Origin of the sequence: Kitasatospora sp. NPDC002040, assembly GCF_040296785.1 — a bacterium.
GTDB lineage: Bacteria > Actinomycetota > Actinomycetes > Streptomycetales > Streptomycetaceae > Kitasatospora.
This window is the reverse complement of record NZ_JBEOXV010000002.1, coordinates 815,021-841,399: the sequence shown is the minus strand read 5'-3', so window position 1 is coordinate 841,399 and position 26,379 is coordinate 815,021. Positions and strand designations below refer to the sequence as shown.

The 26,379-nt window shown below is 73.0% G+C and carries 24 protein-coding genes, 2 pseudogenes and 1 riboswitch; of the genes and pseudogenes, 15 read left to right on the top strand and 11 right to left on the bottom strand.

The genetic code is table 11. The features are described from left to right. The first annotated feature begins 60 nt into the window (after positions 1-60). Positions 61-342 (top strand): hypothetical protein, encoded by a 282-nt coding sequence (locus ABT118_RS09095; RefSeq protein WP_350646083.1) that lies wholly within the window; start codon positions 61-63, stop codon positions 340-342. A 32-nt stretch (positions 343-374) separates the two neighbouring features. Here ABT118_RS09095 and ABT118_RS09090 read toward each other — a convergent pair whose 3' ends face one another. Then, on the bottom strand, positions 375-602 hold the full coding sequence (locus ABT118_RS09090) for a S1 RNA-binding domain-containing protein (RefSeq protein ID WP_350646480.1): 228 nt from the start codon (positions 600-602) through the stop codon (positions 375-377). A gap of 452 nt (positions 603-1,054) precedes the next feature. On the opposite strand from ABT118_RS09090, the pseudogene ABT118_RS09085 reads away from it, so the two are divergent. The 3 genes and pseudogenes from ABT118_RS09085 to ABT118_RS09075 all read left to right on the top strand — a co-directional run. Continuing rightward, positions 1,055-1,309, top strand: a pseudogene (locus ABT118_RS09085) (IS256 family transposase); the annotation flags it as partial. Further along, positions 1,306-1,638 (top strand): hypothetical protein, encoded by a 333-nt coding sequence (locus ABT118_RS09080; RefSeq protein WP_350646082.1) that lies wholly within the window; start codon positions 1,306-1,308, stop codon positions 1,636-1,638. The pseudogene ABT118_RS09085 and the gene ABT118_RS09080, both read left to right, overlap by 4 nt. A gap of 98 nt (positions 1,639-1,736) precedes the next feature. Next, the gene (locus ABT118_RS09075) at positions 1,737-2,285 is read left to right on the top strand and encodes a hypothetical protein (RefSeq protein WP_350646081.1); all 549 of its coding nucleotides are present in this window, start codon (positions 1,737-1,739) and stop codon (positions 2,283-2,285) included. Positions 2,286-2,803: 518 nt separating this feature from the next. On the opposite strand, the gene ABT118_RS09070 is transcribed toward ABT118_RS09075, so the two are convergent. Then, on the bottom strand, positions 2,804-4,360 hold the full coding sequence (locus ABT118_RS09070) for an NsdA family TPR-like regulatory protein (RefSeq protein ID WP_502884504.1): 1,557 nt from the start codon (positions 4,358-4,360) through the stop codon (positions 2,804-2,806). 144 nt (positions 4,361-4,504) lie between these two features. On the opposite strand from ABT118_RS09070, the gene ABT118_RS09065 reads away from it, so the two are divergent. Then, positions 4,505-5,605, top strand: a complete 1,101-nt coding sequence (locus tag ABT118_RS09065) for a hypothetical protein (protein ID WP_350646079.1) — start codon at positions 4,505-4,507, stop codon at positions 5,603-5,605. Positions 5,606-5,619: 14 nt separating this feature from the next. On the opposite strand, the gene ABT118_RS09060 is transcribed toward ABT118_RS09065, so the two are convergent. Both ABT118_RS09060 and ABT118_RS09055 read right to left on the bottom strand, forming a co-directional pair. Beyond that, positions 5,620-7,068, bottom strand: coding sequence for a sensor histidine kinase (locus ABT118_RS09060; RefSeq protein WP_350646078.1), 1,449 nt, complete (start codon positions 7,066-7,068; stop codon positions 5,620-5,622). Further along, positions 7,061-7,738, bottom strand: coding sequence for a response regulator transcription factor (locus tag ABT118_RS09055; RefSeq protein ID WP_350646077.1), 678 nt, complete (start codon positions 7,736-7,738; stop codon positions 7,061-7,063). Before ABT118_RS09055 ends, ABT118_RS09060 begins: the two co-directional genes overlap by 8 nt. Positions 7,739-7,878: 140 nt before the next feature. On the opposite strand from ABT118_RS09055, the gene ABT118_RS09050 reads away from it, so the two are divergent. From ABT118_RS09050 to ABT118_RS09030, 5 genes and pseudogenes are all read left to right on the top strand, one after another. Further along, positions 7,879-8,400: a hypothetical protein gene (locus tag ABT118_RS09050; RefSeq protein ID WP_350646076.1), complete on the top strand. Its 522-nt coding sequence runs from the start codon at positions 7,879-7,881 to the stop codon at positions 8,398-8,400. Positions 8,401-8,429: 29 nt separating this feature from the next. Continuing rightward, positions 8,430-8,558 (top strand): annotated as a pseudogene (locus tag ABT118_RS09045) (undecaprenyl-diphosphatase); the annotation flags it as partial. A gap of 184 nt (positions 8,559-8,742) precedes the next feature. After that, positions 8,743-9,390 (top strand): DedA family protein, encoded by a 648-nt coding sequence (locus ABT118_RS09040; RefSeq protein ID WP_350646075.1) that lies wholly within the window; start codon positions 8,743-8,745, stop codon positions 9,388-9,390. Beyond that, complete coding sequence (locus ABT118_RS09035) at positions 9,387-10,004, top strand: phosphatase PAP2 family protein (protein ID WP_350646074.1); 618 nt, start codon at positions 9,387-9,389, stop codon at positions 10,002-10,004. Before ABT118_RS09040 ends, ABT118_RS09035 begins: the two co-directional genes overlap by 4 nt. Next, positions 9,989-10,657: a phosphatase PAP2 family protein gene (locus tag ABT118_RS09030; protein ID WP_350646073.1), complete on the top strand. Its 669-nt coding sequence runs from the start codon at positions 9,989-9,991 to the stop codon at positions 10,655-10,657. The genes ABT118_RS09035 and ABT118_RS09030 overlap by 16 nt, the downstream gene beginning before the upstream one ends. A gap of 64 nt (positions 10,658-10,721) precedes the next feature. Here the strand turns inward: ABT118_RS09030 and metE are convergent, their stop codons facing one another. The 4 genes from metE to ABT118_RS09010 all read right to left on the bottom strand — a co-directional run bounded on the left by metE (position 10,722) and on the right by ABT118_RS09010 (position 18,738). After that, entirely contained in the window at positions 10,722-13,037 is a 2,316-nt protein-coding gene (metE, locus tag ABT118_RS09025) for a 5-methyltetrahydropteroyltriglutamate--homocysteine S-methyltransferase (protein ID WP_350646072.1), read from the bottom strand. Between the two features lie 162 nt (positions 13,038-13,199). Next, a riboswitch (cobalamin riboswitch) is annotated at positions 13,200-13,436 on the bottom strand. Between the two features lie 112 nt (positions 13,437-13,548). Then, positions 13,549-15,105 carry a phosphatidylinositol-specific phospholipase C domain-containing protein gene (locus ABT118_RS09020; RefSeq protein WP_350646071.1) on the bottom strand — a complete coding sequence of 519 codons (1,557 nt, stop codon included), beginning with the start codon at positions 15,103-15,105 and terminating at the stop codon, positions 13,549-13,551. Between the two features lie 241 nt (positions 15,106-15,346). Further along, complete coding sequence (locus ABT118_RS09015) at positions 15,347-17,308, bottom strand: phosphocholine-specific phospholipase C (RefSeq protein ID WP_350646070.1); 1,962 nt, start codon at positions 17,306-17,308, stop codon at positions 15,347-15,349. A gap of 11 nt (positions 17,309-17,319) precedes the next feature. Further along, positions 17,320-18,738 carry an endonuclease/exonuclease/phosphatase family protein gene (locus ABT118_RS09010; RefSeq protein WP_350646069.1) on the bottom strand — a complete coding sequence of 473 codons (1,419 nt, stop codon included), beginning with the start codon at positions 18,736-18,738 and terminating at the stop codon, positions 17,320-17,322. Between the two features lie 271 nt (positions 18,739-19,009). Between ABT118_RS09010 and ABT118_RS09005 the strand changes: the two genes are divergently transcribed. Further along, positions 19,010-19,948 carry an SDR family NAD(P)-dependent oxidoreductase gene (locus tag ABT118_RS09005; RefSeq protein ID WP_350646068.1) on the top strand — a complete coding sequence of 313 codons (939 nt, stop codon included), beginning with the start codon at positions 19,010-19,012 and terminating at the stop codon, positions 19,946-19,948. 30 nt (positions 19,949-19,978) lie between these two features. Here the strand turns inward: ABT118_RS09005 and ABT118_RS09000 are convergent, their stop codons facing one another. Both ABT118_RS09000 and ABT118_RS08995 read right to left on the bottom strand, forming a co-directional pair. Beyond that, positions 19,979-20,488: a hypothetical protein gene (locus ABT118_RS09000; protein ID WP_350646067.1), complete on the bottom strand. Its 510-nt coding sequence runs from the start codon at positions 20,486-20,488 to the stop codon at positions 19,979-19,981. An 81-nt stretch (positions 20,489-20,569) separates the two neighbouring features. Beyond that, positions 20,570-21,439 (bottom strand): aminodeoxychorismate lyase, encoded by an 870-nt coding sequence (locus tag ABT118_RS08995; RefSeq protein ID WP_350646066.1) that lies wholly within the window; start codon positions 21,437-21,439, stop codon positions 20,570-20,572. A gap of 221 nt (positions 21,440-21,660) precedes the next feature. Between ABT118_RS08995 and ABT118_RS08990 the strand changes: the two genes are divergently transcribed. Together ABT118_RS08990 and ABT118_RS08985 are read left to right on the top strand one after the other, a co-directional pair. Then, complete coding sequence (locus tag ABT118_RS08990) at positions 21,661-22,584, top strand: ion transporter (protein WP_350646065.1); 924 nt, start codon at positions 21,661-21,663, stop codon at positions 22,582-22,584. A 53-nt stretch (positions 22,585-22,637) separates the two neighbouring features. Further along, a complete protein-coding gene (locus ABT118_RS08985; RefSeq protein WP_350646064.1) occupies positions 22,638-23,402 on the top strand; it encodes an SDR family NAD(P)-dependent oxidoreductase in 765 nt (254 codons plus the stop codon). Here ABT118_RS08985 and ABT118_RS08980 read toward each other — a convergent pair. Further along, the gene (locus ABT118_RS08980; RefSeq protein ID WP_350646063.1) at positions 23,374-23,613 is read right to left on the bottom strand and encodes a hypothetical protein; all 240 of its coding nucleotides are present in this window, start codon (positions 23,611-23,613) and stop codon (positions 23,374-23,376) included. The genes ABT118_RS08985 and ABT118_RS08980 overlap by 29 nt on opposite strands. A 193-nt stretch (positions 23,614-23,806) precedes the next feature. On the opposite strand from ABT118_RS08980, the gene ABT118_RS08975 reads away from it, so the two are divergent. Together ABT118_RS08975 and ABT118_RS08970 are read left to right on the top strand one after the other, a co-directional pair. After that, complete coding sequence (locus tag ABT118_RS08975; protein ID WP_350646062.1) at positions 23,807-25,105, top strand: YhgE/Pip domain-containing protein; 1,299 nt, start codon at positions 23,807-23,809, stop codon at positions 25,103-25,105. A gap of 29 nt (positions 25,106-25,134) precedes the next feature. Beyond that, positions 25,135-26,328, top strand: a complete 1,194-nt coding sequence (locus ABT118_RS08970; protein ID WP_350646061.1) for a cytochrome P450 family protein — start codon at positions 25,135-25,137, stop codon at positions 26,326-26,328. Positions 26,329-26,379 lie beyond the last annotated feature (51 nt).

Here is a 26,379-nt window from a genome sequence, read left to right as displayed (position 1 = left end):
CGACACCTGCGGCGGTGAGGCGGCTGTGCGGTTGGCGACGACCTGTCGCTGATCTCTCGGGTGGCCGAGCTGGCCGACGCCTTCGTCGGGGCTGTGCCGGAGTTGACGCAGGATCAGCGGCGGCACGTGCTGAGCACTCTGGAAGGGGTGCTCTGCGAAGGCGGCGAGGACGATGTCGCGGCGGTCGCCACCGGCTTCCTTGAGGCTCTTCTGAACGCATGGGACAACGGTTTCGAGCTCCGCCTGGTCTGGGACGACCTGGGGCTGCAGTCGCAGTCCCACTGCCTGGCCTGGAACAAGTTCTGGGGAGTCAAGTCCTTGGAGTGGATACGTCGTTCCTGACACGACGGCCATCGTCGTCGGTAGCTCCCGCGCTACGGCACGGGCTTGGCCGACAGGCTGATCCGGTGCCGTTCGATGGCAACGGCGAGGATACTGACGGAGATCTGCTGTTCTTCGTGGATGGCCTTCTCGGGATGCTCAACGGGTGGGTTGGAGAGCTCGGTAAGAGGAGCGAGTCCCGCGACGCAGACTGCGATACGAACGAACATTCCGATCGGCGCGAGCTTGGTGACGTGTCCGGTGACGGCTTGGGCGACGATGTCGACGAACCGGGGCAGCAGGTCCTCATGTGGGGCCTACGGGGCGATCCGGATCCCCACCTGATGGTTGTGCTCGGCGTGCCAGATGACTTCGCCGGCCACGCGCTCGCCTATCGTGGGCAGGTCCAGGTATGTGGGCATTGCGGTGACCTTGGCGAGGCCGACGGCGTCGGTTGGCCGTCGATGGCGAGGAAGACGCCGAATGGCTGGCGGCCGACGATGACACCGGTGATCTGGATCATGGCATGCCGAGGTGGCGCGGGGGCTGGTTCGTCCGCCGGTGGTCAGTGGCCACGACGGGCCTCGACTCCGCCCCAGGGGGCGGGATCGCTACCCGAGAGGCTCGAACGTCTCCATTGCCACACGGAAGGGGCCCGTCGCGGCGTCGACAGAGTTGATCAGGACCACGAAGTCGGCCAGTGCGCCCGCAGCAGGAGATCCGTCCTGATTGCTTCCCGGCCGAGCGCTGGCTCCACCTGCGGACCACGAACCCGATCGAGTCGATGTTCTCCACCATCAAGCTGCGGACCAAGGTCACCCGCGGTGCCGGCAGCCCCGCTGTGGCCCTCGCGATGGTGTTCAAGCTCGTCGAGTCCGCCCAGGAACGCTGGTGCGCGATCACCGGCGCCTACCTCGTCGCCCTGGTCCGCCTTGGCGCCCGCTTCGAGAACGGCGTCCTGGTCGAGCGCACCGAGGTGGCGGCATGACCGGCCTCCTGATCCCCGGCAGCCATGTGGCCGAAGTGGAACTGGCGATCGATCAGGTCACCATCGTGACCCCGGTCGAGGCCGCCGCCACCGTGCGCTGCATCCTCGGGCCGGTTCGCTGCGGCGCCCGCTTCGATCACATCCGCGACTCCGCAGCAGCCATCGACCTGGAACTCACGCAGATCCTTGTCTACCAGCGTTCCGTCGTGGAACTCGACCCCGTCCACACCGCGCTCGTGACCCTCCGAGGCGCAGGAGTCCAACTCCTGATGTCAGCTACTCCACGTTCCCGCTGGCAGGCCATCCGGGGAACCAACCCACCGCTATGACCGAGCCATCCACAGTATTGACTATTGCTCGATCGATGGGGCTCATCCCCCGTCTACGAGACAGGCCCGCGCGGTTTGGAGGCCTCTAGACTCCGATGATGATCGAGATCCTCGAAAACCTGGACCTGCTGTCCCAGCCGAACCTCGACCTCGCCAGTGTCGAGGTGAACGGAATCGCCCTGGGGGCGGCGGCCGCCGCCATTCCGCGACAGCGCATTGTGGGCGGCCTGTCGTCCGTTGTCGCCCGGTACCGCGGTGGGACCACCATCGAAAGCGAGTACTACGACGCTGATGGGCGGAGGCTGACGCTGGACGAGGTCATCGAAGACGTTCTTCGGTCGGACGGATTCCTCTACGGTGCCGACAAGATCAACTATAAGGTGCGCGCCGGAGCAGTGGTCGGCTTCGCGATCAGTGGCCCGCATCTGTCCCACTTCGCGCACTTGACCTCGTACGAGGAGTTCCTGGCTGTGTTCGGCCCGCCTGATCGAATACACGAGAATGAGGCATGTGGCGAGCTCATGAGCTTCGAGACCTATTACTGGGGCGCTCGGAAGCGCGTGACGTGGGACGCCTGGGAGGATCGGGTGAGCTTTATCAACTTGGGCGACTTCGAGGGGAACAACGGCCCCTGCCGCACAACTTGAAACTAGCTCCTCACCCCCTGGACCGGCATGATTCAGAATGCGGACGGCCCAAGCCGGTCCAGGAGCCGGGCCGTCCGGTGACACACCGTCAGAGTCGGTCAGTCGCGGTGTTGTGGGACTCCGGGCACTGCGGGTTCTTGCAGGGGCCGGGCCGCCAGACCTCGTGTCGGACACCGTTCTGGTCCAAGCGGGTCCCGGCGTGCTCGGCCCCGACTCCGGCGTTGCAGCGGGGACAGCTGAGATTCTTGGGCTTGGCGATACTGGTGTGCGCCATTGCTACGCCGACCTTCCGGGTGGGTGAGAGGGCCTGGGTGGGGGTCAGATCCCCGGTACGAGATGCCTCATGGTGGGCTGCACCGGATCCGGCGGTCCACGGGGCATTGCACGAACGGTTTATTAGTACGAGTTACCTGCCACCGCTGTACGGCAGCCCTTGAGCAGCCTTGACCACGGGTTTCGCCTGCTCCGTCAGAGTTGACAGCCGGGCGGATTTTGACGCCGGGTACGGCGGCTCCTGGTCAGACCGACCTGGCAGCGGTGCTGAGCAGGTGGGTGACATCCGGGTTCCGGCGGTGCGGGATGACCGCGAGACGCATCGCCGCGTAGGCGGCGTCGATCCGTGGCGAACTGATGCCGGTGCGAGCGGCGAGGAACCGCTCCCACACCGCGCAGGCGGCGTCGAGGCTGCCCTCGGCCAGGTGGAGCGTGCCGAGCCGGGCCAGCACCAGAGCCCGGGCCCGGGCCTCGGACACGGGGCGCAGCCTGACGGAGAGGCGCAGGTCGGCCAGGGCGCCCTCCCCGTCGCCGAGTCGGTACCGCACCTCCGCGCGCTGGTGGGCCAGGGCGGCCGTGTTGTAGGTGCCGACGGCGGGGCTGTCGCCGGTGGCGCGGTCGAGGTGGCGCTCGGCCCGTCGGATGGTCTGCAGGGCTGCGTGGCGTTCACCCGTGGCGGCTTGCGCCAGTCCCAGCTGGCCGTGCAGGTGGGCCAGGGTGCGGTGGTCGGCGCGGGTGGCCAAAGTGGTGGCGTGCTCGGCGAGTTGGAGGGCGAGGGGAAATTGCTCGAGTCCGAGTGCCTGCACGCTGAGGGCACGCAGAACCACCGCCAGCGTGAGCGGGTCGCCGCTCTCCTCGGCCAGGGAGGCGGCGAGGAAGTACCAGTTCTGGGCGCAGCCATGGCGGTTGTGGTCCGCCTGGAGGAAGCCGCCGAGGGTGGCCAGGCGGGCGCAAGCGGTGAACATGGCCCGGCGCAGGGCCGGCCGGGCGGATCCGTCGAGCCAGGGCAGGGCGACGTCGATGGTGAAGCCGGTCAGCGCATCGACGACGGCGCCCGAGCCGCTGAGATGGTCGCTGCGCGAGAACTGATCGGTCATCAAGGCGACACAGGCCACGTGTTCGGGGCCGAACCTGGCGGGGCCGGGGCGTGGGACGGGGCGAAGGCCGGGGCGGTCGGCCTCGGCGGTGAGGCGGCGGGGCAGGCGCGCGGGGCGGTAGACGGCCGAGAGGGCGCGCAGGGGTTCCGGTGCGTACCGGTCCTCCCGCTCACGCGGGAGCGGTACTGCGCGATCGGGGGCCAGCCCTGCCTGTTCGAGGGTGACGGGCCGACCGAGGAGCCGGGAGAGCGCTTCGACGATCACCGGTGGGACGGGTGGCCGCGGCTGGGTGCCGGCCATCCACTGACTCACGGAGGCGCGCTGGTAGTGGAGTTGCAGGCCGCTCTCACGGCCGACGGTGTTCACCAGGCGTGCGAACTCCTCGCCGCTGCAGTGCGCCTGTGACAGCAACAGGCGCAGCCGTGAATTGTCCCGTGGGGCAGGTGGCACTGGAACGCTCCGCTTCTCGACGATCGTCCGGGCGAGGACACGGTGGATCGATCGATCGTCTGGCAAGTCGATACCGTGCAGCGCCCGGCGCGCGCAAGGAAGCCAGGGGTGGTGAGGGTTCAGACGGGGGGCGGGCGCCGTGGATTCCACGCGGGTCGAGACGCCGTGCGTGTGGCGGTATCGGCGTGAATGCCACTGGCATGTGCGCTCCGATACTCCGTCAGAACACCACTGTGCGCCCCCGGAGATTCTCATCGGCACCCGGTCCGGTACCGAAGATCACGGTGGTGTGCCGAGCAAGGTGTCCGGCCATCGGACCAAGGAGGACGACGGCACGTGCACCGGTCGACAAGGACAGAACTCTTCCGTACGAAGGACAGTTGGGAGGACCGGGTCACAGTGGCGACCGCGTTCGAGCACCCGGCGCGGGGGACCGTCCACTGCCCGGCCGCTCCGCTGCTGACCGCCTGGCTGGAGGCACGTGGTGTCCCCTGCGGGATCGGCACGGTCACCGTCCTCGGCGACGGCGACAGTGGTACGGCCGGAAGGCAGGAGAACCGCCCCGGTGTGCTGGCCACCAGCTATCTCGACCCGTCCGGCCGGGCGGTCGGCCTGGCAGCCGCCGCACCGGCCCACCTCGCCGACGCCGCCCGCCAGGTGGTCCTCGCCTTCACCGCCGTACTGCGCACCCGCCGGGTGCTGCTTCCCGAACGGCTCGCTCCCTGCGCCGCCTGGACCAGCGCCACCCCCAGGCCCCGGGCCGGGTCCAGCCCGTCCGTGCCGGCCCGGGACCCCTTCGCGAAGGCCACGGACCATGCGGCTGCACCGTTCGCCGCCTGCTCCGCCGGTGCCGAGGCCCGCCGGACCGCCGACCGTCACCTGGCCGAGGGGGAGACGCTCCTGCTGGTCGGCACCGGCACCGGCGCGTACGGCACCGGCCTCCCGAGGAGCGTGCTGCCCGGCCACCCCGAGGAGCTGACGGTGGGCACCGTGGAGCAGGCCGAACGGATCAACCCGCCGTTCCCCGAGCGGCTCTCCTTCGTCGTCACGCCCTGCACCCCGCTCCAGGAGGTCCGGGAGATCGTGGCCCTGCTGCGCCGGAGGTTCTCCACGCTGCGGGGCCAGCATCCCGACCAGATGTGCTACCGCGCCTCCGACCTGCGGGACGCGGCCGACACGGCGGCTCGGCAGAGCGATCTCGTCCTGCTGCTCGGGACGTCCGGGCCGGTACTGCCGCGCTGGCTCCCCGCCGGCCGTACCGTCCGCCTCGACGGCCCGGCCGGACTGCGGCCGGAACTGCTCGCCGAGGTCTCGACCCTGACGGTCCTGGAACCGGCCCCCGGCCCACCCGGCGCACTCACCACCGCCGGGCTGCTCGCCCTGCTCGGCGGCCTGGGCCCGGTCGGTGTGGTGGACCGACGGGTGGTCAGCGAGATCCACAGCGGGCACTCCGGGGTGCTCGGCGGCATGCGGGATGCGGCGTTCCCCCACCCGCTCTGACGGAGATTCGGCAGTCAGGGCTCTCGGCGGATGGGGAGGCGGATGCGGAAGGTGCAGCCGTCGGTGGTGTCCTTGATGGTGAGGGTGCCGCCGTGGAGGGTGGCGATGTCGCGGGCGATGGACAGGCCGAGTCCGGTGCCGCCGTCGTTGCGGCTGCGGGCGTCGTCGAGGCGGGTGAAGCGTTCGAAGACCTTCTCGCGGTCGGCGGCGCCGATCGGGGGCCCGTCGTTGGTGACGTCTACCACCGCCTGTCCGGCCGCGGAGTCGGCGGCGAGGCGGACGGTGACGTGGTGCCGTGCGTGGCGCTGGGCGTTGTCGAGGAGGTTGGTCAGCAGGCGGCCGAGCCACATCGGGTTGCCGCTGGTGGTGAGGCCGGCGGCGAGGTCGAGGGTGACCCGGTGCGGCTGGGGGCCGCGATTCTCCACCGTGGTGCGGACCAGGCCGGTGAGGTCGATCTCCTCCTGGGGCCCGCCGTGGCCGGTGGCGTCGAGGCGGGCGAGCAGCAGCAGGTCGGTGGCGAGGGACTGGAGCCGGTCGGTGTCCTGGAGGGCGCCGGCGACCAGGTCGGCGCGGACGGCGGGGTCGGGGTGGGTGTGGGCGACCTCCAGCTGGGTGCGCAGGACGGCGAGGGGGCTGCGGAGTTCGTGGGAGGCGTCGGCGATGAAGCGGCGCTGGCGGACGCCGGCGGCCTCCAGGCGGTCGAGCATGTCGTTCATGGTGCGCGCGAGGCGGGCGATCTCGTCGTCGCTGCCCGGATCGGGGACCCGGCGGTCGAGGTCGCGGTCGCCGATGGCGGCGACCTCCGAGCGGATCACCTCCACCGGCCGGAGGGCGCGGCCGGTGGCCTTCCAGGTGACGACGCCGACGGTCGCGACCAGCAGTGCGCTGAGGCCGCCGAGGGCGGCGGTGGTGAGGTCCTCGGCGGTGTCGGCGGTGTGCAGGGACGCCCCGACCCTGATGGTGACCGGGCCGGTGGGGGTATCGGTGGTGAGGGTGGTGACGCGCTGGTGGTGTTCGTCGCCGAGGTCGGCCAGGTCGAAGGTCTCGTGCCCGTCGGACCTGCCGGTGGGCGTGAGCGCGGGCCGCCCGGTGAGGTTCTGACTGGCCGCCAGGACGGTGCCGCGGGCATCGGTGACCTGGACGAAGTCGGTGCCGTTGTCGAGCGGGATCGGGTTCGGCAGGCGTCCGTCGGCGGCGAGCCGGCCCACCACCTGGGCCTGTTCGCGGGCCCCGGCCTCGATGCTGTGCTCGAGGTTGACGCGCAGGAGCAGCAGCACGGCGGCGGACGCGGCGACCAGGACCACCGCGACGCTGACGCACGCCGCGAGCGTGGTGCGGGTGCGGACCGACCGGGGGGCGAGCCGGGCGGTCAGGGCCGCGATCCGGGGCCGGGCCGCGAGCCGCCGCAGGGGCGCGAGGGCGCGGCGGCGGGCGGAGCCGGTGCGCCCGGCGCGCTCAGCCACCGTCGGCCGCCAGGCGGTAGCCGGCGCCCCGGACGGTCTGGACGGCGGCGCGCCCGAACGGGGTGTCGATCTTTCGGCGCAGGGCGCTGATGTGGACCTCGACGGTGTTGGGGTCGCTGTCCGGGCCGCTGTCCCAGACCTCGTCGAGGAGGTCGCGCTTGGAGACGGCCTCGCCGGCGCGCCGGGCCAGGTGGTCCAGGAGTGCGAACTCGCGAGGGGTGAGCGCGACCGGGGTGCCGGCCCGGGTGCAGGTGTGGGCGGCGGAGTCGACCACCAGGTCGCCGAGCACGGTGCGGCGCGGGGCACGGGAGCCGATCCGGCGGGCGAGGGCCTTGAGCCGGGCGACCAGGACGACGAAGGAGAACGGCTTGGAGAGGTAGTCGTCGGCGCCGGTGTCCAGGGCTTCGGCCTCGTCCCACTCGCCGTCCTTGGCGGTGAGCATCAGGATGCCCGCGTCGCTGCCGGCGGCGCGGAGCCGGGAGCAGACCCGGTAGCCGTTGAGGCCGGGCAGCATGATGTCCAGGATGATCACGTCGTACGCGTGGTCGGTGGCGCGGGCCAGGCCCGACAGCCCGTCGTGGACGATGTCGACGCTGAACCCCTCGACTTCCAGACCGTGCTTGATCGCCAGCGCCAGCCGCTGTTCGTCCTCCACCACCAGTACGCGCATGCCTCCAGGGTGGCAGGTCGCCGGGCGCGGTTGCTGAAGGCGTCTTCAGGTCTTCAGCAACCCTTCAGCGTGCCCTCGCCATGCTGGGCCCATCGGCGGGGCACGGTGCCCGGAGCCGCGTTGGAACCGGGGTGAGCACGGTGGACGAGTCCACGGGTGGGCAGGACTTCCAGGACCCGCAGCAGCGGACACCGGCAGAGTCCGGCCGGCGGTGGCGGCCGGGCCGCCGGACGCGCTGGGCCGGTGCAGCCGCGGCGGCGGTGCTGGTGGGCGGCGGCGCGGTCGCGGTGGCCGCGCACGACGGCTTCGAGGAGCACGGCGGGCGGGCCTCCGCGCACGCGGACGGCGGCCACGACCGCACCCGCGCGGACCGGCGCGACGGCGAGCGGCAGGGCGGCCGTGAGGGCCACGACGACGGGCGGCACGAGGCCGGGCCGGCGCAGGCACCTGCGCCACTGCCGTCGCTGGACGCCGCGGACGCGGTGGTCAAGGCCTCCTCCGGCGTGCCCGGTGGCAAGGTCGAGTCGCTCCGCGCGGTGGCCGCCGCCGGCGGTGGCCGGGCCTGGGAGGCGGTGATCCTCGGCGCGGACGGCGTCCGGCACGTGGTGACCGTCGACGGTGCCACCGACACCATCACCTCGAACACCGTCCTCGGCCGCTGACGCCGCCTCACTTACGGCGCGCGCCAACCTGGTTCCTGAAGTACATCTCGCACCACAGCTTCCTGCCGTTCGTGGTCTACCGGATCCTGCTCGGCCTCCTGATCATCGGCCTGGTCACCGCAGGCGTACTCGCCCCGAACGCCGGCCCGATCCACTAGCCGGCCCCTTCCGGGCGGTCCGTGCGAGTGGTTCCTGAAGCCGCCCTCAGCTCTTCAGGAACCCTTCAGCACCGCTCGGCCATGCTGGCCATGACTGTTCGGGCACGACACGGCCCAGCCCTGGGGGAGAGCCCCCGCAGCCGAAGCCGCCGACCGGCAGCCCCACCTGGAAAGGCACCGAAAGATGCTCATCTCCTCGGCCCTGTCGGCCGTCAACCCGCTGGACGCGGGCTCACTGCTGGCCGCGTTCGGCGCGCTGGGCATCGCCGTGGTCATGTTCGCGGAGACCGGCCTGCTGGTCGGCTTCTTCCTCCCCGGCGACTCGCTGCTGTTCACCGCGGGCCTGCTGTGCACCACCGGCGCGCACAGCGGACCCCATCTCGACCTCGCCCAGGTCCTCGCGGCCGCCGTGGTCGGCGCCCTGACCGGTGCTCAGGTGGGCTTCCTGATCGGACGCCGGGGCGGCCGTGCGCTGCTGGCCCGCTCCCGCAGCAAGCACCTGCACCAGGGCGCGGTGCGGGCCGAGGAGATCCTCGACCGCTACGGCCACGGCAAGGCCGTCGTGCTGGCCCGCTTCGTCCCCGTGGTGCGCACCGTCCTCAACCCGCTGGCCGGCGCCCTCGGCGTGAACGTCCGTACCTTCACGCTGTGGCAGGTCGTCGGCGGACTGGTCTGGACGGTCGGCCTGGTCCTGGCCGGGTACGCGCTCGGCTCCTCGATCCCGAACGTCGACCACTACCTGCTGCCGATCATCGCCGTGGTGGTGGCGGTCTCCCTGGCACCGCTGGTGCTGGAGGTGCTGCGCTCCCGTCGACAGGCCGGGGCCCGATGAACCGGTCCGCGAGCCTGCTCGCCCTCGACGGCCGCGGTGTCGACGGCGGCCTGTACCAGCGCATCGACCACTGGGCCCAGCACCTCCCGGCGCCGGTGCGGCACGTCGTCGCCGCGTTCTCCGCCTACGGCCTGGTCCTGGTCGCCGTGCTGATGCTGCTCGCCTGGTGGCGCGCCCGGCGGGCCGACAGTGCGACGCTGGCCCGGGCGCTGGCCGCACCGCTGGTGGTGACCGTCGCCTTCGCCGCCGACACCCTGCTCAAGTCCGTGCTGCGCGAGCCCCGCCCGTGCCAGGTGCTGGAGGCCGGGCCCACCCTCGAAGCGTGCCCGGGCGTCGGGGACTGGTCGCTGCCCAGCAACCACACCGTGATCGTCTTCGCCGCGGCCGCCGTGCTGTGGCAGGTCGACCGCCGCCTCGGCGCAGTCGCCCTTGTCCTGGCCATCGCGATGGGCGTTTCGCGGGTGCTGGTCGGCGTCCACTACCCGCACGACGTCGTCCTCGGTGCCGTGGTCGGCACCGCCGCCGGCTACGGCCTCGCCCTGCTGGCCGGCCGCAGCGCACCCCTGGTCGACCGGGCCCGTGAGGGGAGGCTGCGCCGATGGCTGACCGCATGACCCTCCGTCAGGCGGCGCCCTGGATCGCGGGCTGCGCCGGGGCGTTCGCCGTCATCGCCGTGGTGCTCGACCTGAACGGATGGGCACCGCTGGGCTTCGAGCGGGCGGCGATCGACCTTGCGGTCGCCCACCGGCCGTCCGCCGCCGTCAGCACGGCCGACGCCGTCACCTCGCTCGGCACCGGCCCCTTCCCCTACCTCGTCGCCCTCGCGGCCGGCGTCGTCCTGGTCCGCGCCCGGCGGCCCCACCGCTCCGGCCGGGCCGCAGCCGCACTGCTGCTCGCCCCGGTGCTGTGGCTGGTCGCGGGCCAGCTCCTCCGGCAGGGCCTGATGCACGGCTTCGGCCGAGCCCGCCCACCGGCCGTCGACTGGGCGTTCACCCCCTCCGGGTTCGCGTTCCCCTCAGGCCACGCCTTCACCTCTGCGGTGTGCGCCGGGCTGCTCGCCCTCGCCGTCGCCCGCACCCACCCCGGCACCCGACGCACCGCCACCACGCTCGCCCTGGCCTTCGGCGCCGTCATCGGCGCCACCCGGGTCTACCTCGGCGTGCACTGGCCGCTGGACGTCCTCGGCGGCTGGCTCCTCGCCACCGCCTGGCTACTCCTCGGCGCCGCCCTGCTGCGGACCCCGGCCCGGACCGACCGTACGGAGTGATCGCACCGGGGGGACCGGGGCGGGCACCCTGTTCGAGGTGGGCCCGCCCCGGCCTGAGGCTGCGTCAGCCGGTGAGTTCCGCCCGGAGTCGGCGGGCCGCACCGACCAGGCTGTCGATCGAGGCGCGGGTCTCGGGCCAGCCGCGGGTCTTGAGGCCGCAGTCGGGGTTGACCCAGAGGCGTTCGGCCGGGATCGCGGCCAGGCCGGCCCGGAGCAGTTCCACGGCCTCCTCGGTGCCGGGTACGCGGGGTGAGTGGATGTCCCAGACGCCGGGGCCGACCTCGCGGGGGTAGCCCGCGTCGGCCAGCTCGTGGGCGACCTGCATGTGCGAGCGGGCCGCCTCCAGGGAGATGACGTCGGCGTCGAGTTCGTCGATCGCGGTCATGATCGCGCCGAACTCGGCGTAGCACATGTGGGTGTGGACCTGGGTGTCGGCGCGGACCCCGGAGGTGGAGAGCCGGAACGCCTCGGTGGCCCAGTCCAGGTAGGCCGGACGGTCGGCGGCGCGCAGCGGCAGGGTCTCGCGCAGCGCGGGCTCGTCCACCTGGATCACCGCCGCGCCAGCCGCCTCCAGGTCGGTGACCTCGTCGCGCAGGGCGAGGGCGACCTGGCGGGCGGTGTCGGCGAGCGGCTGGTCGTCGCGGACGAAGGACCAGGCGAGCATGGTGACCGGGCCGGTGAGCATGCCCTTGACCGGACGGTCCGTCAGATCCTGTGCGTAGCGGTACCAGTCGACGGTCATCGGGTGCGGCCGGGAGATGTCGCCCGCCAGCACTGGCGGCCGGACGTACCGGGTGCCGTACGACTGCACCCACCCGTGGCGGGTGGCGAGGTAGCCGGTGAGCCGCTCGGCGAAGTACTGCACCATGTCGTTGCGCTCGGGCTCACCGTGCACCAGCACGTCGAGCCCGGCCTTCTCCTGGTACGCGATCACCTCACGCACCTCGGCCTCCATCCGCTCCCGGTAGGCGGCGGCACCGATCCGACCGGCCGTCAGATCGGCCCGGGCCAGCCGGAGTTCGCCGGTCTGCGGGAACGAGCCGATGGTGGTGGTCGGCAGCAGCGGCAGGGCCAGCCGGGCGCGCTGCGCCGCGGCCCGTTGCGGGTACGCCTGGGCGCGGCGGGTGTCCTCGGCGGTGACAGCCGCAGCCCTGGCCCGGACGGCCGGGTCCCGGGTGACCGCGGAGCCGGCCCGGGAGGCCAGGTCGGCGCGGTTGGCGGCGAGTTCGGCCGTGATCGCGCTCGCGCCCTCGCGCAGGCCCCGGGCGAGCAGGGCGGTCTCCCGGGCCTTCTGCCGGGCGAAGGCCAGCCAGCGGGCGATCTGCGGGTCGAGGTCGCGCTCGGCGGTGGCGTCCAGCGGTACGTGCAGCAGCGAGCTGGACGGTGCCACGTCCACCCGGTCGGCCAGGCCGAGCAGGGTGGCCAGGGTGCCGAGCGACTTCTCCAGGTCGTTGATCCAGATGTTGCGGCCGTCCACCACGCCGGCGACCAGGCGCTTGCCGGGCAGGCCGCCGACGGCGGCCAGGTCGTCCAGGTTGGCGGCGGCGGGGCCGGTGAAGTCCAGCGCGAGGCCCTCGACGGGCGACTTGGCCAGCACCTTCAGCGCCTCGCCGAGGCGGTCGAAGTAGCTGGCGACCAGCAGCTTCGGACGCTCCGTCAGGGCGCCCAGCTCGCGGTAGACCCGGGCGGCGGCGTTGAGTTCGGCCGGCGTGCGGTCCTGGACCAGTGCGGGTTCGTCCAGCTGGACCCAGTCCGCACCGGCGGTCCACAGCTCGGCCAGCAGCTCGGCGTAGACCGGCAGCAGCCGGTCCAGCAGGGTGAGCGGCTGGAAGTCGGCGGCCACGCCCGGGGCGGGCTTGGCCAGCAGCAGGTAGGTGACCGGGCCGACCAGCACGGGCCGGGCCCGGTGGCCGAGTTCGACGGCCTCGCGCAGCTCGGTGACGGCCTTGGCGGGGTTGGCGGTGAAGACCGTGTCCGGGCCCAACTCGGGCACCAGGTAGTGGTAGTTGGTGTCGAACCACTTGGTCATCTCCAGCGGCGCGACCTCCTGGGTGCCGCGCGCCATCGCGAAGTACCCGTCGAGTGCGTCGGCGTCGACGGCCGCGCGGTGGCGGGCCGGGATCGCGCCGACCGCGACCGTGGTGTCCAGTACGTGGTCGTAGAGCGAGAAGTCACCGGTGGGCACTTCGTGGAGGCCGGCCTCGGTGAGCTGCTGCCAGTTCTCCCGGCGCAGCCCGGCGGCGGCGGTGAGCAGGGCTTCGGCTGTGACCGTGCCCTTCCAGTACCCCTCGATCGCCTTCTTGAGCTCCCGGTTGCGGCCCTGGCGGGGGTAGCCGTGCACGGTGGCCCGGGTTGCCGTGGCGGCGGAACGCACTGTCAAGGGACTCTCCTTCGCGAGTCTGTCTCCTGGTCCCCGATGACGGGACGTCAGGCGCGAAGGGGTACGGAACAGGACGGGACCGTCTGCGCGTCAACAGCGCCGAGCCCGCCTTGCCGTCCGCCGACCCGCCCACGAGGTCACCGAGATCTCCGCGCGCGAAAGGTCGCGTGCGGGCAGCGGGCAGGTCTTCGGACTCGCGGGCACGGCCGCCCTGGAAGGGCGGTCACCTACTGGCCGTCGCTTCCCAGGCCCGTTCCGGACCCAGTGCGTATGACGGCGGTCGTTCCCACTCACCGCTGCGGGGCAGTCCCGGACTGGCCGATCGATCGGCTTCACCGGGTTCCCTCTTACGACGCATCTGCCTGGCGGGCAGCGCGAACCAGCTACAGGGCCACCATAGAACGAAACCGGGGCACCAGGAGCACAACCCGCCACCCCGTCCGCACTCCGAGACGCAGGCGATGCCCGAACGGGCCCGTCCCGCGGGTCACCCCCGCGGGACGGGCAGCCGTCAGCGCGGGCAGCTGCCCTGGACGACCTTGCCGCCGGACTGCGCGGCCGTGGACGGGTCGACCATCAGGCACAGGCCGGTCCAGTAGTTGATGAACTTGTAGCCCGTGCCGTCCGGGAGCGGCGTGGGGATGACGTTCCACATCTGGCTGCCGGAGAACCAGCGGGTCTCGCAGGGCCACCAGAACAGCTGGGTGCCGGCGCCGGGCGGGGTGCCGTTGTTGTAGGGCACGGTGAGGCACTTGCCGTTGGCGGCCTTGAGCCAGTAGTAGCCCTTGCCGTCGAAGGAGTCCTTCGGGTCGGTGGCGGTCCACTGGTGGCTGCTCGGGGCGGTGGCCTGGCAGGCGCGCTGGGTGACCAGTCCGCCGTCCGCGTTGTCGTCGAACTCGGGGCCGCGGACCATGCAGCGGCCGTACTTGGTGTCGGCGTAGCTCTTGTCGGCCCTGACCCGCCAGATCGCCGGGTCGCCCTCGCGGGACTTGAGGTCCTGGTTGCGCATGATGAGGTCGTACACCGGGGCCCAGCCGGGGAAGTCCATCATGACGATGCCCAGGCGGCCCTTCCCGCCACCGCTGTTGAAGTAGTCCATCAGCCGCTCGTTGACGCCCGGCACCCAGACCAGCTCCTTGCCGCGCAGGACACTGGTGCCGCCCGCGATCTCGTCCGGCCCGTAGCCGAGCGGCGCGTTGGAGGCGGAGGTGTAGGTCACGAAGGTCTGCTTGGTGCTGCCGGCGACGGCTGCGTCGAGGTTCTTCTTGACCAGGTTCCACTTGGTCGGCGCGTCGGCGGCGTTCCAGGTGTCCTGGGTGTGGGCCTCGAAGCCGTTCAGGCCGTAGCCCGAGTAGTCGCCGCCGCCGGGGCCGTTGAAGAACCCGAGCACGATCTTGCCGCGGGCCTGCCCCAGGGTGGGCGGATCGGTCCGCCGGCCGTCGTTGTAGAAGAGGCCGGGGAAGGTGGCGACGTAGTTGTCGAAGATCTGCTGACGCACCGTCTGGTCCACCGAGGCGGGCTCGTCGGTGCAGCTGCCGGTGGAGCCGTTGCACTCGGCCTTCAGCCGCATCACGACGGTCTCGCCGGGGTGGGCGCCCAGGAACGACTGGGCCTTCTTCAGCACGTCCTCGAAGTTGGCGGTCTGGTAGAAGGTGCCGTGGTGGATCGTGAAGGTGCCGCCGATGACGCGGACCCGGATGTCGATCGCGCGGATGCCGCGGTCCAGCTGCGCCCTGAGCGTCGCCGCGCTGTCGCCGAAGTCCTGCTGGGTCTGCACGGCGTTGCCCCCGTGCAGGGAGAGCGTCTCGTGCGTGCCGGGGATCGACATCGCGGTCAGCGGCGTGTTCGGCCCCAACTGCGACATCCAGTCCCCGAGCGGGGCGTCGCCGAGGTTCCGGTACGCGTCCCGGTTGTCCGTCCCGCTGGCGTGGGCGGTGCCCGGCACGGACAGCGGGAGGAGGGCGGCGGTGGTGACGACCGCCACCGCCGCGGCACGGGTGAGGCGGCGGAGGCTCCGGCGCAGGACGGCGCCGGCCCGGCGGGCGGGGGCGGAGGGGGAGAGGTGCATGGTGGCTCTTCACGATCGGGGAGACGAAAGCAGGGCACCGGTGCGGTGGGACCGCTCCTGCGCCCTGTCCCCGCCACCCTCCCAGCCGACCCGGCCCGTCGGCCAGGGACGGGAGGGCACTCGCAGGTGACCCCGAGGGCGATCCTTCGGGGCCGTCCGAACGGCGTCGTCGGGCGGTGGGCCGACGGCGGTCCGGCGCGGGCCCCGCCGAGGGCGGCGGCGGGGCCCGTAGGGGGAGGGGTCAGTGCACCGTGCCCGCGTAGCGGCGGGTGAAGCGGGTGCCGGTGGCGGCGGTCACGGTGACGTCGTAACGGCCGTTGTCGAGCGGCCAGTTGACGGTGGCCTGCTTGTTGGCAGCGACCCAGACCGTCTGCGGGGAACCGGCGTAGTCGTTCGGGGACAGGGTGAACGACACCTCCGTGCCGCCGTCGTTGTGCAGGTGCAGGGCGACCTTGTTGCGGTTGACCAGTGCCTCGACCGAGGGGACGGGGACGTCGGTCTGCTCGGCGCGGGTGACGGTGCCGGCGAAGCGGCGGACGAAGCCGTCCGGGCCGTGGACGGTGAAGTCGTACCGGCCGTCGGTGGCGGCGGCGTCCCAGACGTAGGCCTTGCTCGCGGCCGGGGCGACGGTGAACGGCGTGCCGGCGAACGGGAAGGCGATGTTCGGGTAGACGGCGAAGGGGTAGCCGACGGTGCCCGTGTTGGTCATGGTGCAGGTGATCCGGCCGGTGCTCCGGTCGATGGTCACCTCGGCACCGGGGCCGTAGGGCAGCTTGCGGTGGGGGCGCTCGCCCGGCTCCTGCGGCGGCATCGACTGGCTGCCGGTGGCGGGGAGTTTGACGGCCGGGAGCGAGGCGGCGGCGTCGGCCTTGGCCATCAGCGCGGCGGTGTCGGGCAGGGCCGGTATCGAGTAGTCGGGCTTGGCGAAGTCGAAGCAGCTGGTGAGGTCGCCGCTGACGGCGCGGCGCCAGGCGGAGATGTTGGGCTCCTGGACGCCGGTGACGACCTCGAGGAAGCGCAGCACCGAAGTGTGGTCGAAGACCTGGGAGTTGACCCAGCCGCCGCGCGACCAGGGCGAGGCGACCCAGAGCGGCACCCGGTTGCCGAAGCCGATGGCGCGGCCCTGGGTGAACTCGGCGGGGGTGCCGGGTTCGGGGGTGGGCGGCACCATGTGGTCGAAGTAGCCGTCGTTCTCGTCGTACATGACGAGGAAGGCGGTGTGCTTCCACACCTCGGGGTTGGACATGAGTGACTGGAGTGCGGTGTTGACCCAGTGGGCGCCGTAGGCGGGTCCTGCGTTGGGGTGTTCGGAGAAGAGGTAGGGGGCCACCAGCCAGGAGACGGTGGGCAGGGTGCCTGCCTTGCAGTGCTGGTCGAAGGCGGTGGGGTCGAACTTGGTCATCGCGTTGATGTACCGCGGGTCGGTGGCGGGGAAGTTGTGGAACTGCTTGAAGTAGGAGAGGGCGTTGTCGTCGTAGTCGCCGGTCCGCTCGTCCTTGCTGGGGTTGTGGTAGACCCGCCAGCTCACTCCGGCGTTCTGCAGCCGCTCGGCGTAGGTGGTCCAGTCCGCGACGGGGTTGTCGGTGACGGGGGTGTTGTCGATCCACGGGCCGGTGGTGCCGTCGACGCCGGGGCCGGAGGTGCCGGTCCAGAGGTAGAGGCGGTTCGGGTCGGTGGGCCCGGCCAGCGAGGTGAAGTAGGCGTCGCAGATGGTGAACGCGTCGGCGAGGGCGTACTGGTAGGGGATGTCGGCGCGGGTGAAGTAGCCCATGGCGCGTTCGCCCTTGGCGGCGATCCACTTGTTCATGGCGCCGTTGTTGATGGCCTGGTGGCCGGTGGCCCAGTCGTGGGCGAGGCCGCCGGCGTTCTGGGCGTTGTACTTGCTGGTGTCCATCCGGTAGGGCAGCATCACGCCGCCGTCGCTGCGGCCGGCGTCGGGCTGGCGGAAGACGTTGCCGCCGTCGGGGAACTGGAGCGCCTGCTTGTCGTCGAAGCCGCGGACGCCGTTGAGGGTGCCGAAGTAGTGGTCGAAGGAGCGGTTCTCCTGCATCAGGATCACCACGTGCTTCACGTCGGCCACGGTGCCAGGACGGGACTTGTCCTTGGCCTCCGCCTCGGGGGCGCCGGCCAGGCCGGCCACGGTGGCCGCACCGGCGGCGGCGGTGGCCGAGACGAAGGTGCGACGGCTGAGCTGGGGAGTCATCGGTCGGCCTCTCAGAGCGTGAAGGTGGCGACGGCGGCGGCGGTGTCCGAGGGCCAGCCGTTGGCGGCGGCGCCGGGCTCCGGCAGCGGCCAGCCGGTGGTGAGGACGTGCGCCTCGACCAGGGTGAGCTTTCCGGCGAAGTGCACCTGGTCGATCCGGTCCTGCGGCTCGGGCCTGCTGCCGCGCAGCGTCCGGGTGACGGACCAGGTGGTGCCGGGGGACGCCACCGGATCGGGGTGGGCCAGCCGGTAGGCGTCGACCAGGCCCGCGTTCTGCAGGGCCACCGTGACCGGCCAGTTCAGCGCGGTCACACCGCTGTGCGCGGCGGCGGTGGCGGGCGTCCAGTCCAGGTGGGACGGCGAGGCCAGACCGGCGGCCAGCACGACCGGCCTGCGGGCGGCGAGGTCCGCCTTGACCAGCGCGGCGAGCGCCAGCGCCTGCCGGCCGCGGGGGGAGGCGGTCTCGCTCGCCGCGGTGGCCTCGGCGCTGCGCCCGTCCTGCACGGCGTACGGGCCGTAGTCCGCCTCGTCCAGGTGGGCCGCCCAGAACCGCACGCTGTGGTTGCCCGGCAGCTGCACGGTGACACCGGCGGCGGGCAGTTCGGCGGTGGCGGCGGTGGTCTCGGCCAGCGGGTAGCGGCTCAGGATGCCCACGCTGCCCGCGCTCTGGTACGCGTACCAGCCGAGCGCATCGGCCAGCGTCTGCGCGGCGGTGCCCGCCGTCTCCTGCAGGGCGACCACGTCCAGGCTCTGGGTGAGCACCACCCGGAGCTGCTTCTCCAGCGCGTCCTCGATGCCGGCGCCGGCCTTGCACAGGTTCAGCGTGGCGGTCTTGAGCTGCGGCTTGCGGGAGTTGACCGGGACCTGCACCGTGAGGGTGTCGGTGTTTCCGGCCGCGTCCCGGACCCCGACGGTCAGCACGGCCGGCCGGGGCAGGGCGGAGTTCGGGGCGGTGCCGGTCACCGTGCCGTCGGAGCTGACGGACAGCCAGGAGTCACCGGCGGTCCGGCGGAACACCGGGGCGTCGGCGCCCCGCATCCACAGACCGCCGAGCCTGATCCGGAAGGCGGTGCCGGGGGCGACCGGGGTGGCGGTGAGGGCGTCCACCGCCAGGTGCGGGCGGACCGGGGCGGGCTTGGGCTTGAACGAGAACGGGGCGGTCTGGGCCAGGATGCCGTAGCCGTCCTTGGCCAGCAGGTAGGCGGTGTACGGCCCGTCGGTCAGTGCCGAGGTGTCGAGCTGTACGTCGCCCGAGCCGCCCGGGGTGTACTTCCAGAGCAGCGAGGAGCCGGTGCCGGGCAGGCGGGTGCCGTCGTAGATCCCGACCCAGTTCTTGCTGTCGGGCGCGTCGGTGGCCCAGTGGAAGGTGAGCCGGTCGCCCTCGGCGGGGCTGGAGGGGGTGGAGAGGGCGAGGGAGGAGCCTGGCGCCACGGGGGTCCTGTCCGCCGCGGGAGGGTCGCGCGGCTGAGTCGAGTTGGCTGTACAACAGCGCCAATTCAGTCGGGGCCCGGCGGACGGTGCATGAACGGGGTGTGACGACCGGCCGGTCTTCCCCGGAACTCGCGGTCCGGTCCGGGCGGACACGCTGCGTCACCGCACTGCGTGCCGTCACCCCGTGACCCCGACGGTCGGTGATCGTTTGTCAGACCGGGGCGGTGACTTCCGGTGCCCCGGTTCGTACGGAATCCGAGGGGGTCCAGGGGTGGACGACACGGCAGGCGCAGTGCCGGAGACGGGGCCGTACTGGCGCAGTGTGCTGGTGACCGGCGCCGGAGGCGGCATCGGGCTGGCCACCGCGCTGCACCTGGCCGGTCAGGGCTGGGCGGTGATCGGTACGGTCCGCACCCCGGCGCAGGCCGGGCTCGTGACCCGGGCCGCCGCCGAGCGCGGGTGCCGGGTGCGGACGGTGCTGCTGGACCTCTCCGAGCCCGCCTCCGGCGCGGAAGCGATGGCGGCGGTCGCCGACCTGACCTACGGCGGGCCGTGGGCCGTGGTGAACAACGTCGTTGTCCCGCAGGCCGGTTCGGCGGAGGACGGGGACGACGGGCAGGCCCGTCGGCTGATCGAGACCGGTCTGCTGGGTGCGATGCGGATCTGCCGACTCGCCCTGCCGGCGATGCAGCGGGGCGGCGGGGGGCGGATCGTGAACGTCTCCGCCGGGCCCGGGCGGGCGCCCCGGTGGATGGACGGCCGTCCCGGCCCGGGCCGGGACGTGCTGAGCGCGCTGACGCACCGGCTGCGGGCGGAGTGCGCCCAGCTGGGGGTACGGGTGTCCCTGGTGGAGCCCGGCGCGCTCGCAACGGCGCTGCTGGCGCAGACGGTTGACGACCCGGCCGCCCGCTGTGCCGAGGGGCGGCCGGGCCAGGACGGCACCGGTGCACTGCTTCAGGTGGCCGACCATCGGGTCCCCGGGGCGGAGGCGGTGGCGCGGACCGTCGGCAGGGCGCTGTCCAGCCCGCGCCCGCGAGCGCGCTACCCGGTCGGCGTCGACGCCCGGCTGCTCGTCCCGCTGTCCGCCGCCGCGTTGCCGTGGCGCACCGATCCGGTCGGGCGGGCCGCCGCCGGCCTGCTGCGGCGGCCGCGGACAACTCCCGTACAGCAGGAGTGGGTTGCTGCCGGGCCGGAGCGCCCGGCGCGGTGAAGGAGCCGGCGCAGCCGTGGGTGCGGCCGGTCAGGAGGAACGGGCCGGGACCGCCTTGGTGCCGCCGGGGCGGGCGGCGAGGAAGGCATCCAGCTCGGCCCGCTGCTCCGGGGTGAAGTGCGCCTTGAGCAGCGTCGCGCCCTTCGGGTTCCGGCCGTCCTTCTGGTTGCTGCTCAGGGCCCAGGCGAGCGGTCCGTTCAGGACCCGGGTGACCGAGCTCCAGGGGAACTCGTGGTGCACCGGGCCGCCGGTGTACGAGACGCCGTCGTCGGTGAGCCGGACCGAGGTCGGGCCGCCGAAGCGCTTGGCGGCGAAGCCGGCCACCTTGCCGGTCCCCACGGTGATCAGCCACACCTGGCCCGCGCCGAGCAGGACGGACGGCACGGCGATCACCCAGAGACCCCCCAGCGCGCCGAGCAGCGCGAGCGCTCCCCAGGCACCGACGATCACCCAGCGGATCACGAGGTGGCGCCCCGCGTTGGCGCGGAGGGCGGCGGCGAGCTCCTCCTCCGTGGCGACGTATTCGACCTGGATGTCCACTGCTGTACCCCCGTTGATGATGTGATCCCTGATCGGGACGGGGTGACGGTACCGGCTCCGGGGCGGTCCTGAACAGATCTTTCAGTCCGGTGGAGCGGGGGCCGACGCGTCCAGGCCGCGGACCAGCAGATCCACCGCCTGCCCGTACCGGCTGCGCCCGCACGCGGTGCCGTCGATGCTGCGGACCCGGGCCGCCAGCCGGACGCTGGAGACCAGCCAGACCCCGTCGGCCGCCCGGAGGTCCGCCAACGACAGCCGGGCGAAGGAGCAGTGCCAGCCGGACCGGGTCGCGGTCGCGAACAGGGTGGCGAGCGCGATGCTCGGCAGGATGCCCAACTCCGGTGCAGGGCTGAGCAGTCGGCCGTCCGGGGTGGCCAGCAGGACCGCGGCGGTCGGGGCCTCCAGGACCGTCCCGTCCTCGGCCAGGAACACCGCGTCCTCCGCCGCCTGGCTGCGGGCCCAGCGCTGGGCGGCCATGTTGACCGCGTACGAGAGGGTCTTGGCGCCGGTCAGCAGCCAGGGCGCGGGCTCCGGCGGCGGTGCGACCGTGCCGCGGGGCAGCGTCACCACCCGCACGCCCTCGGCCCTGGCCTGGCGGGTGGAGGCGGGCAGGTCGTCGACCAGGACGTACCCGCTGCAGTGGTCGCCGCTCTCCGGCCCCCGGGTCAGGACCAGCCGGGCGTAGCACTCGTCCACCGGGCCGTGCCGGGCCAGCGCGAGCTGGAGGCAGCGGGACCAGGCGGCCGGGGTGGGGGCGCGGAGCCCGAGCGCGGCGGCCGACCGGTCCAGGCGGGCGGCGTGCTCGGCGAAGGCGCAGGGCCGCCCGTCGACCACCAGCAGTGCCTCGAACACACCGTCACCGCGCAGCGCTCCCAGGTCGTCCGCGCGCAGCAGCGGCCGACTCCGGTCGGCCACGGTGCCGTCGAGGAGGACCAGTGTCCCGTTCTCCATCCCCGCATCATGCCCGTTCACGGAGGCGCGGCACCTCCCACGGCAGCGTGGGTGGCCCGGAGCACCACTCCATCGGGTGATCGCCGCGCCGTGCCGAATCCGACCGCGCCGCGTTAGGAGGGGAAGGACATGATCACCGCCCCGGCCGCCCGCCGTCCGTCCCGACGGCCGCCACCGGGGGGCGGAGCCGTACGGGCCGGTGGTCGGTACGAGGGAGCACGATGACAGACCTGACCGCAGTGACCTCCGGCCGTGCGCGCCTGGCCGCGCGGTGCCGCACCGTGAGCGAGGCACCGGTGTTCTCGTTCGCCGTGCTCGGGGTGATCCTGCTGAACGCGGCGCTGATGGGCGTGGAGACCTACAGCGGACTGTCCGCCGCGTACGAGGAACTGCTCGACGGGGCGGAACGCCTGTGCGTGCTGGCGTTCACGGTGGAGATGGTGGTGCGCCTGGGTGCGCACGCCGACCGGCCGAAAGCTTTCTTCCGCGACCCCTGGAACGTCTTCGACCTGCTGGTGGTCTCCTCCGCGTTCGTCCCCTTCCTGCGCGAGAACACCACCCTGCTGCGGCTGTTGCGCCTGGCCCGGGTGCTGCGCACCGCGCGGTTCATGCCGCAGCTGCGGATCCTGCTGGTCGCGGTGGGGCGCAGCCTGCCGGGGACGGCGAGCTTCCTGGTCGTGGGCGCGCTGATCCTGTACGTCTACTCGATGGTCGGCTGGATCAGCTTCGCCGCGTACGACCCCGAGAACTACGGTTCGCTGGGGCGGGCGGGGCTGACGCTCTTCCTGCTGATGACGCTGGACGGCCTGGGCGACGCCGTCCGGGCGGGGATGGCCATCTCGCCGTTCAGCATCCTCTTCTACGCCTCCTACGTGCTGCTGGCCTCGTTCGTCCTGGTGAACGTGCTGATCGGTGTCGTCCTCAACGCGCTGGAGGAGGCCCGCGAGCTGGAGGCCGCCGAGACGGCGGCGGCGAAGGCGGACCCGGCCGCGGACACGGCGCGCGAGCTCCGGGCCCGGATGCGTGCCGTGCGCCGGGCCCTGGACGAGATGGAGGCGCAGCTCGCGCCGATGCTGATCGCACCGCGCGCGGCCGGGGCCGAGGCCGACCGGGCCGGGAAGCCGCTCGCCGGAGTGGCCCGCTGACCGACGCCGTAGGCTCTGCCGGAGTTGACCGGTAGATGTACCAGGGGGAGAGCGTGCGGGAACGGCTGGCAGTGGTGTCGGGCGGCGGGACCGTGATCGGCAAGGCGATCGCTGGGGAACTGGCGGCCGCCGGGCACCGGGTGGTGATCATCGGCCGCCGGGGCGGGGTGCTGGCAGCGGCGGCCGAGGAGATCGACCGTGCGGCGGGTGCCGCCCGGGCGGTGCCGGTGGTGGCCGACCTGGCCGACCCCGGGCAGGTGGCCGGGGCCGCCGCCCGGATTGCCGAGCTGGGCCCGGTCGATGTGCTGGTGAACAACGCGGGCGCGGTGATCACCAGCCCGTCCGACGGCACGCTCGCGGCCCTGGCCGACTCCTGGCGGCGCGACCTGGACACCAACCTGCTGACCGCCGTGCTGCTCACCACCGCCCTGCAGCCGCAGCTGAGCCGCCCCGGCGGCCGGCTGGTCGTGATCAGCTCGGCGGCCGCCCAGCGCGGCGGCGCGGGCCCGCACTCGGCCGGTTCGTACGCCGCCGCGAAGGCGGCCCTGCACGGCTGGGCCCTCGGCCTGGCCCGCCAGCTCGGGCCCGACGGCATCACGGTGAACGTGCTCGCCCCCGGGTACATCGCCGACACCGAGATCTTCGGCGAGCAGTGGACACCCGAGTTCCACGCGGGCAAGGTGGCCGACACCCTGGTCGGCCGGGCGGGCACCCCCGCCGACGTCGCCGCCGCCGTCGGCTACCTCGCCTCACCTGCGGCCGGATACCTCACCGGCCAGATCATCGGGCTCAACGGCGGTGCTGTGCTCGGCCGTTGAGATCACTGGTGCCGGGCGCGCGGTCCGGCCCGGTGTCCGCGTCGCCCCGGCAGACCGGGTGGTGCCAGGTGGTGCGCAGCACGGCGCCCTGGAGCGTGCGGCGTTCGGTGACCGTGACGGCGCAACACGCGCCCCCGGGTGCGGTCGGTTGGTCGAGGCGCGGGCCGGTGGCCTGGCCACGGGCGGGGCTGCTGCTGTCGGCGGCTGTCATCCGGTCAGGATCGGCCCGGGCCGGGCCGCTCGCCGTTCGGCCACGCCGGTGGAGCCGGGGATTGGCCCGGGTGGCGGCGGCCGACCGGCCGGACGGGTCGTTCCCCGGTCCGCCCGGCCGGGGTTGCGGGCAGTCCGACCGGTCGGCGGCTACGGTGCTGCGGGGGCCGCAGGACCGACGTCGACGGAGCGCCATGACCGCGAACCAGCCGCAGCCCCCACCACAGGTGAAAGCCCGTCAGGTGCTGCGCAACCCCAGGGTCTGGGCCCTCCCGACAGTGATCGTCGGCACGGTGGCGCTGCTGCTCTCACTGCTCTACCTGGGCGGCATCATCAACCCCCGGGCCGACCTGCACCGGCTGCCGATCGGCCTGGTCAACTCCGACGCGGGGGCCGAACTGCCCGGCGGGCCGCAGAACCTGGGCCGGCAGATCACCGCCGGGATCGCGGCCGCGCCCGACCCGGCCGAGGAGGTCTCCTGGCGGGTGCTGGACCGGGCCGCCGCGATGGAGGGCCTGGCCTCCGGCAAGCTGTACGGCGTCCTGGAGGCCCCGGCCGGTCTGACCGCGGCTGTCGCCGCCCTCGGCGCGGCCGGCCCGACCGCCCCGGAGCGGCCGACCATGGTGGTGCTCACCAACCCCGGCGTCGGCAGCCTGGCCTCCTCACTGGCCTCCTCGATCTCCCAGCAGGCGGCCCACCGCGCCTCGCAGCAGCTCGGCGTCACCCTCAGCGCCCAGCCCGGCGCCCAGGGCGGCTCCGCCACCAACGCCACCCGGCTGCTGCTGGCCGACCCGCTCGCGGTGACGGTCGAGGTCGGCCACCCGATCGGCGCGTCCAGCGGGCTGGGGCTGACCGCGTTCTACTACACCCTGCTGCTGGTGCTCAGCGGCTTCCTGGGGGCCAACATCATCAGCAACGGCGTCGACGTCTCGCTGGGCTACGCGGCCAGCGAGCTCGGCCCGCTGCGCACCCAGCTGCCGCTGGTGCGGATCAGCCGCACCCAGACCCTGGCCGTCACCAGCGTGATGTCGGTGGTGCTGGCGGTGCTGACGTCCAGTCTGGTGATGCTGGCCGGCGTGGTGATCCTGGGCATGGACGCCTCGCACCTGCTGCTGCTCTGGGTCTTCTCGGTCTGCGCGACCGCGGCGGTCGGGCTCGGGGTCCAGGCGCTGGTCGCGGCCTTCGGCGGGATCGGCCAGCTGGTCAGCATGTTCGTCTTCATCGCGCTGTCGCTGCCGTCCTCCGGCGCCACCATCCCGCTGCAGGCGCTGCCCGGCTTCTACCGGGCGCTGGCCGTGTTCGAGCCGATGCGCCAACTCAGCGAGGGGGTCAGGTCGATCCTCTACTTCGGTGCCCGGGCCGACGCCGGACTCACCCGGGCCTGGGTGATGATCGCGATCGCCACGGTCGCGGCCCTGCTGTTCGGCTTCGGCATGACCACCTACTACGACCGCCGCGGCCTGCACCGGGTCCACCCGGAGCTGGACCGATAGTGGAGCAACCGGCCTCGTAGGGTAGCCGGGTGACGACCTCTCATCCCGCCGCCGACCCGGTGGCCGAACTCATCGACGACCCGTACCGCGCGTACGCCCGGCTGCGCGCGGCCGGCCCGGTCCACCGGGTCACCGGCCCCGACGGCCTGCCGGTCTGGCTGGTCACCCGGTACGCGGACGTGCGCGAGGCGCTGGCCGATCCGCGCCTGGCGCTCGACAAGCGGCACGCGGCGCCGGGCAACTACCGGGGCTTCGCGCTGCCGCCCGCGCTGGACGCCAACCTGCTGAACATGGACCCGCCCGACCACACCCGGATCCGCCGCCTGGTCGCGCAAGCGTTCACGCCCCGGCGGATGGCGCAGCTGCGCGGGCCGGTGGAGCAGGTCGCCGAGCGGCTGCTCGACGCGATGGCCCCGCTCGGCCGGGCCGATCTGATCGAGGCGTACGCCGCGCCGCTCCCGATCACCGTCATCTGCGACCTGCTCGGCGTGCCGGAGCAGGACCGCCACGACTTCCGGGCCTGGACGGACACCCTGGTCGCCCCCGACCCGACCCGCCCGCAGGACGCCAAGGCGGCCGTCGGCGCGATGCTGGCCTTCTTCACCGAGCTGATCGCCCGCAAGCGCGCCGCCCCCGGCGAGGACCTGCTGTCCGCGCTGATCGCGGTCCGGGACGAGCAGGACCGGCTGACCGAGGACGAACTGACCTCGCTGGCCTTCCTGATCCTGTTCGCCGGCTACGAGAACACCGTCCACCTGATCGGCAACGCGGTCCTCGCCCTGCTGCAGCACCCGGCCCAACTCGCCGCCCTGCGGGCCGACCCGGGCCTGACGGACGGCGCGGTCGAGGAGTTCGCCCGGTTCGACGGGCCGACACCGCTGGCGATCCGGCGCTTTCCGCGCGAGGACGTGGTGATCGGCGGCAGCACCGTCCCGGCCGGCGAGACCGTCCTGCTCGCGCTCGCCTCGGCCAACCGCGACCCGGACCGGTTCGCCGACCCGGACCGGCTCGACCTGCACCGGCAGGACAGCGGCCACCTCGCCCTCGGCCACGGCATCCACTACTGCCTGGGCGCCCCGCTGGCCCGGATGGAGACCGGGATCGCGCTGACCGCCCTGCTCCGGCGCTTCCCCGGCCTGGCCCTGGACCTGCCCGCCGGGGAGCTGCGCCGCCGCCCCTCGCTGCGCGCCCGGGGGCTGCTCTCACTGCCCGTCAGGTACTGACCGCCGGCGACTGTTACAGAGGTGCCCGCGGACCGTTACAGAGCCGGCCGG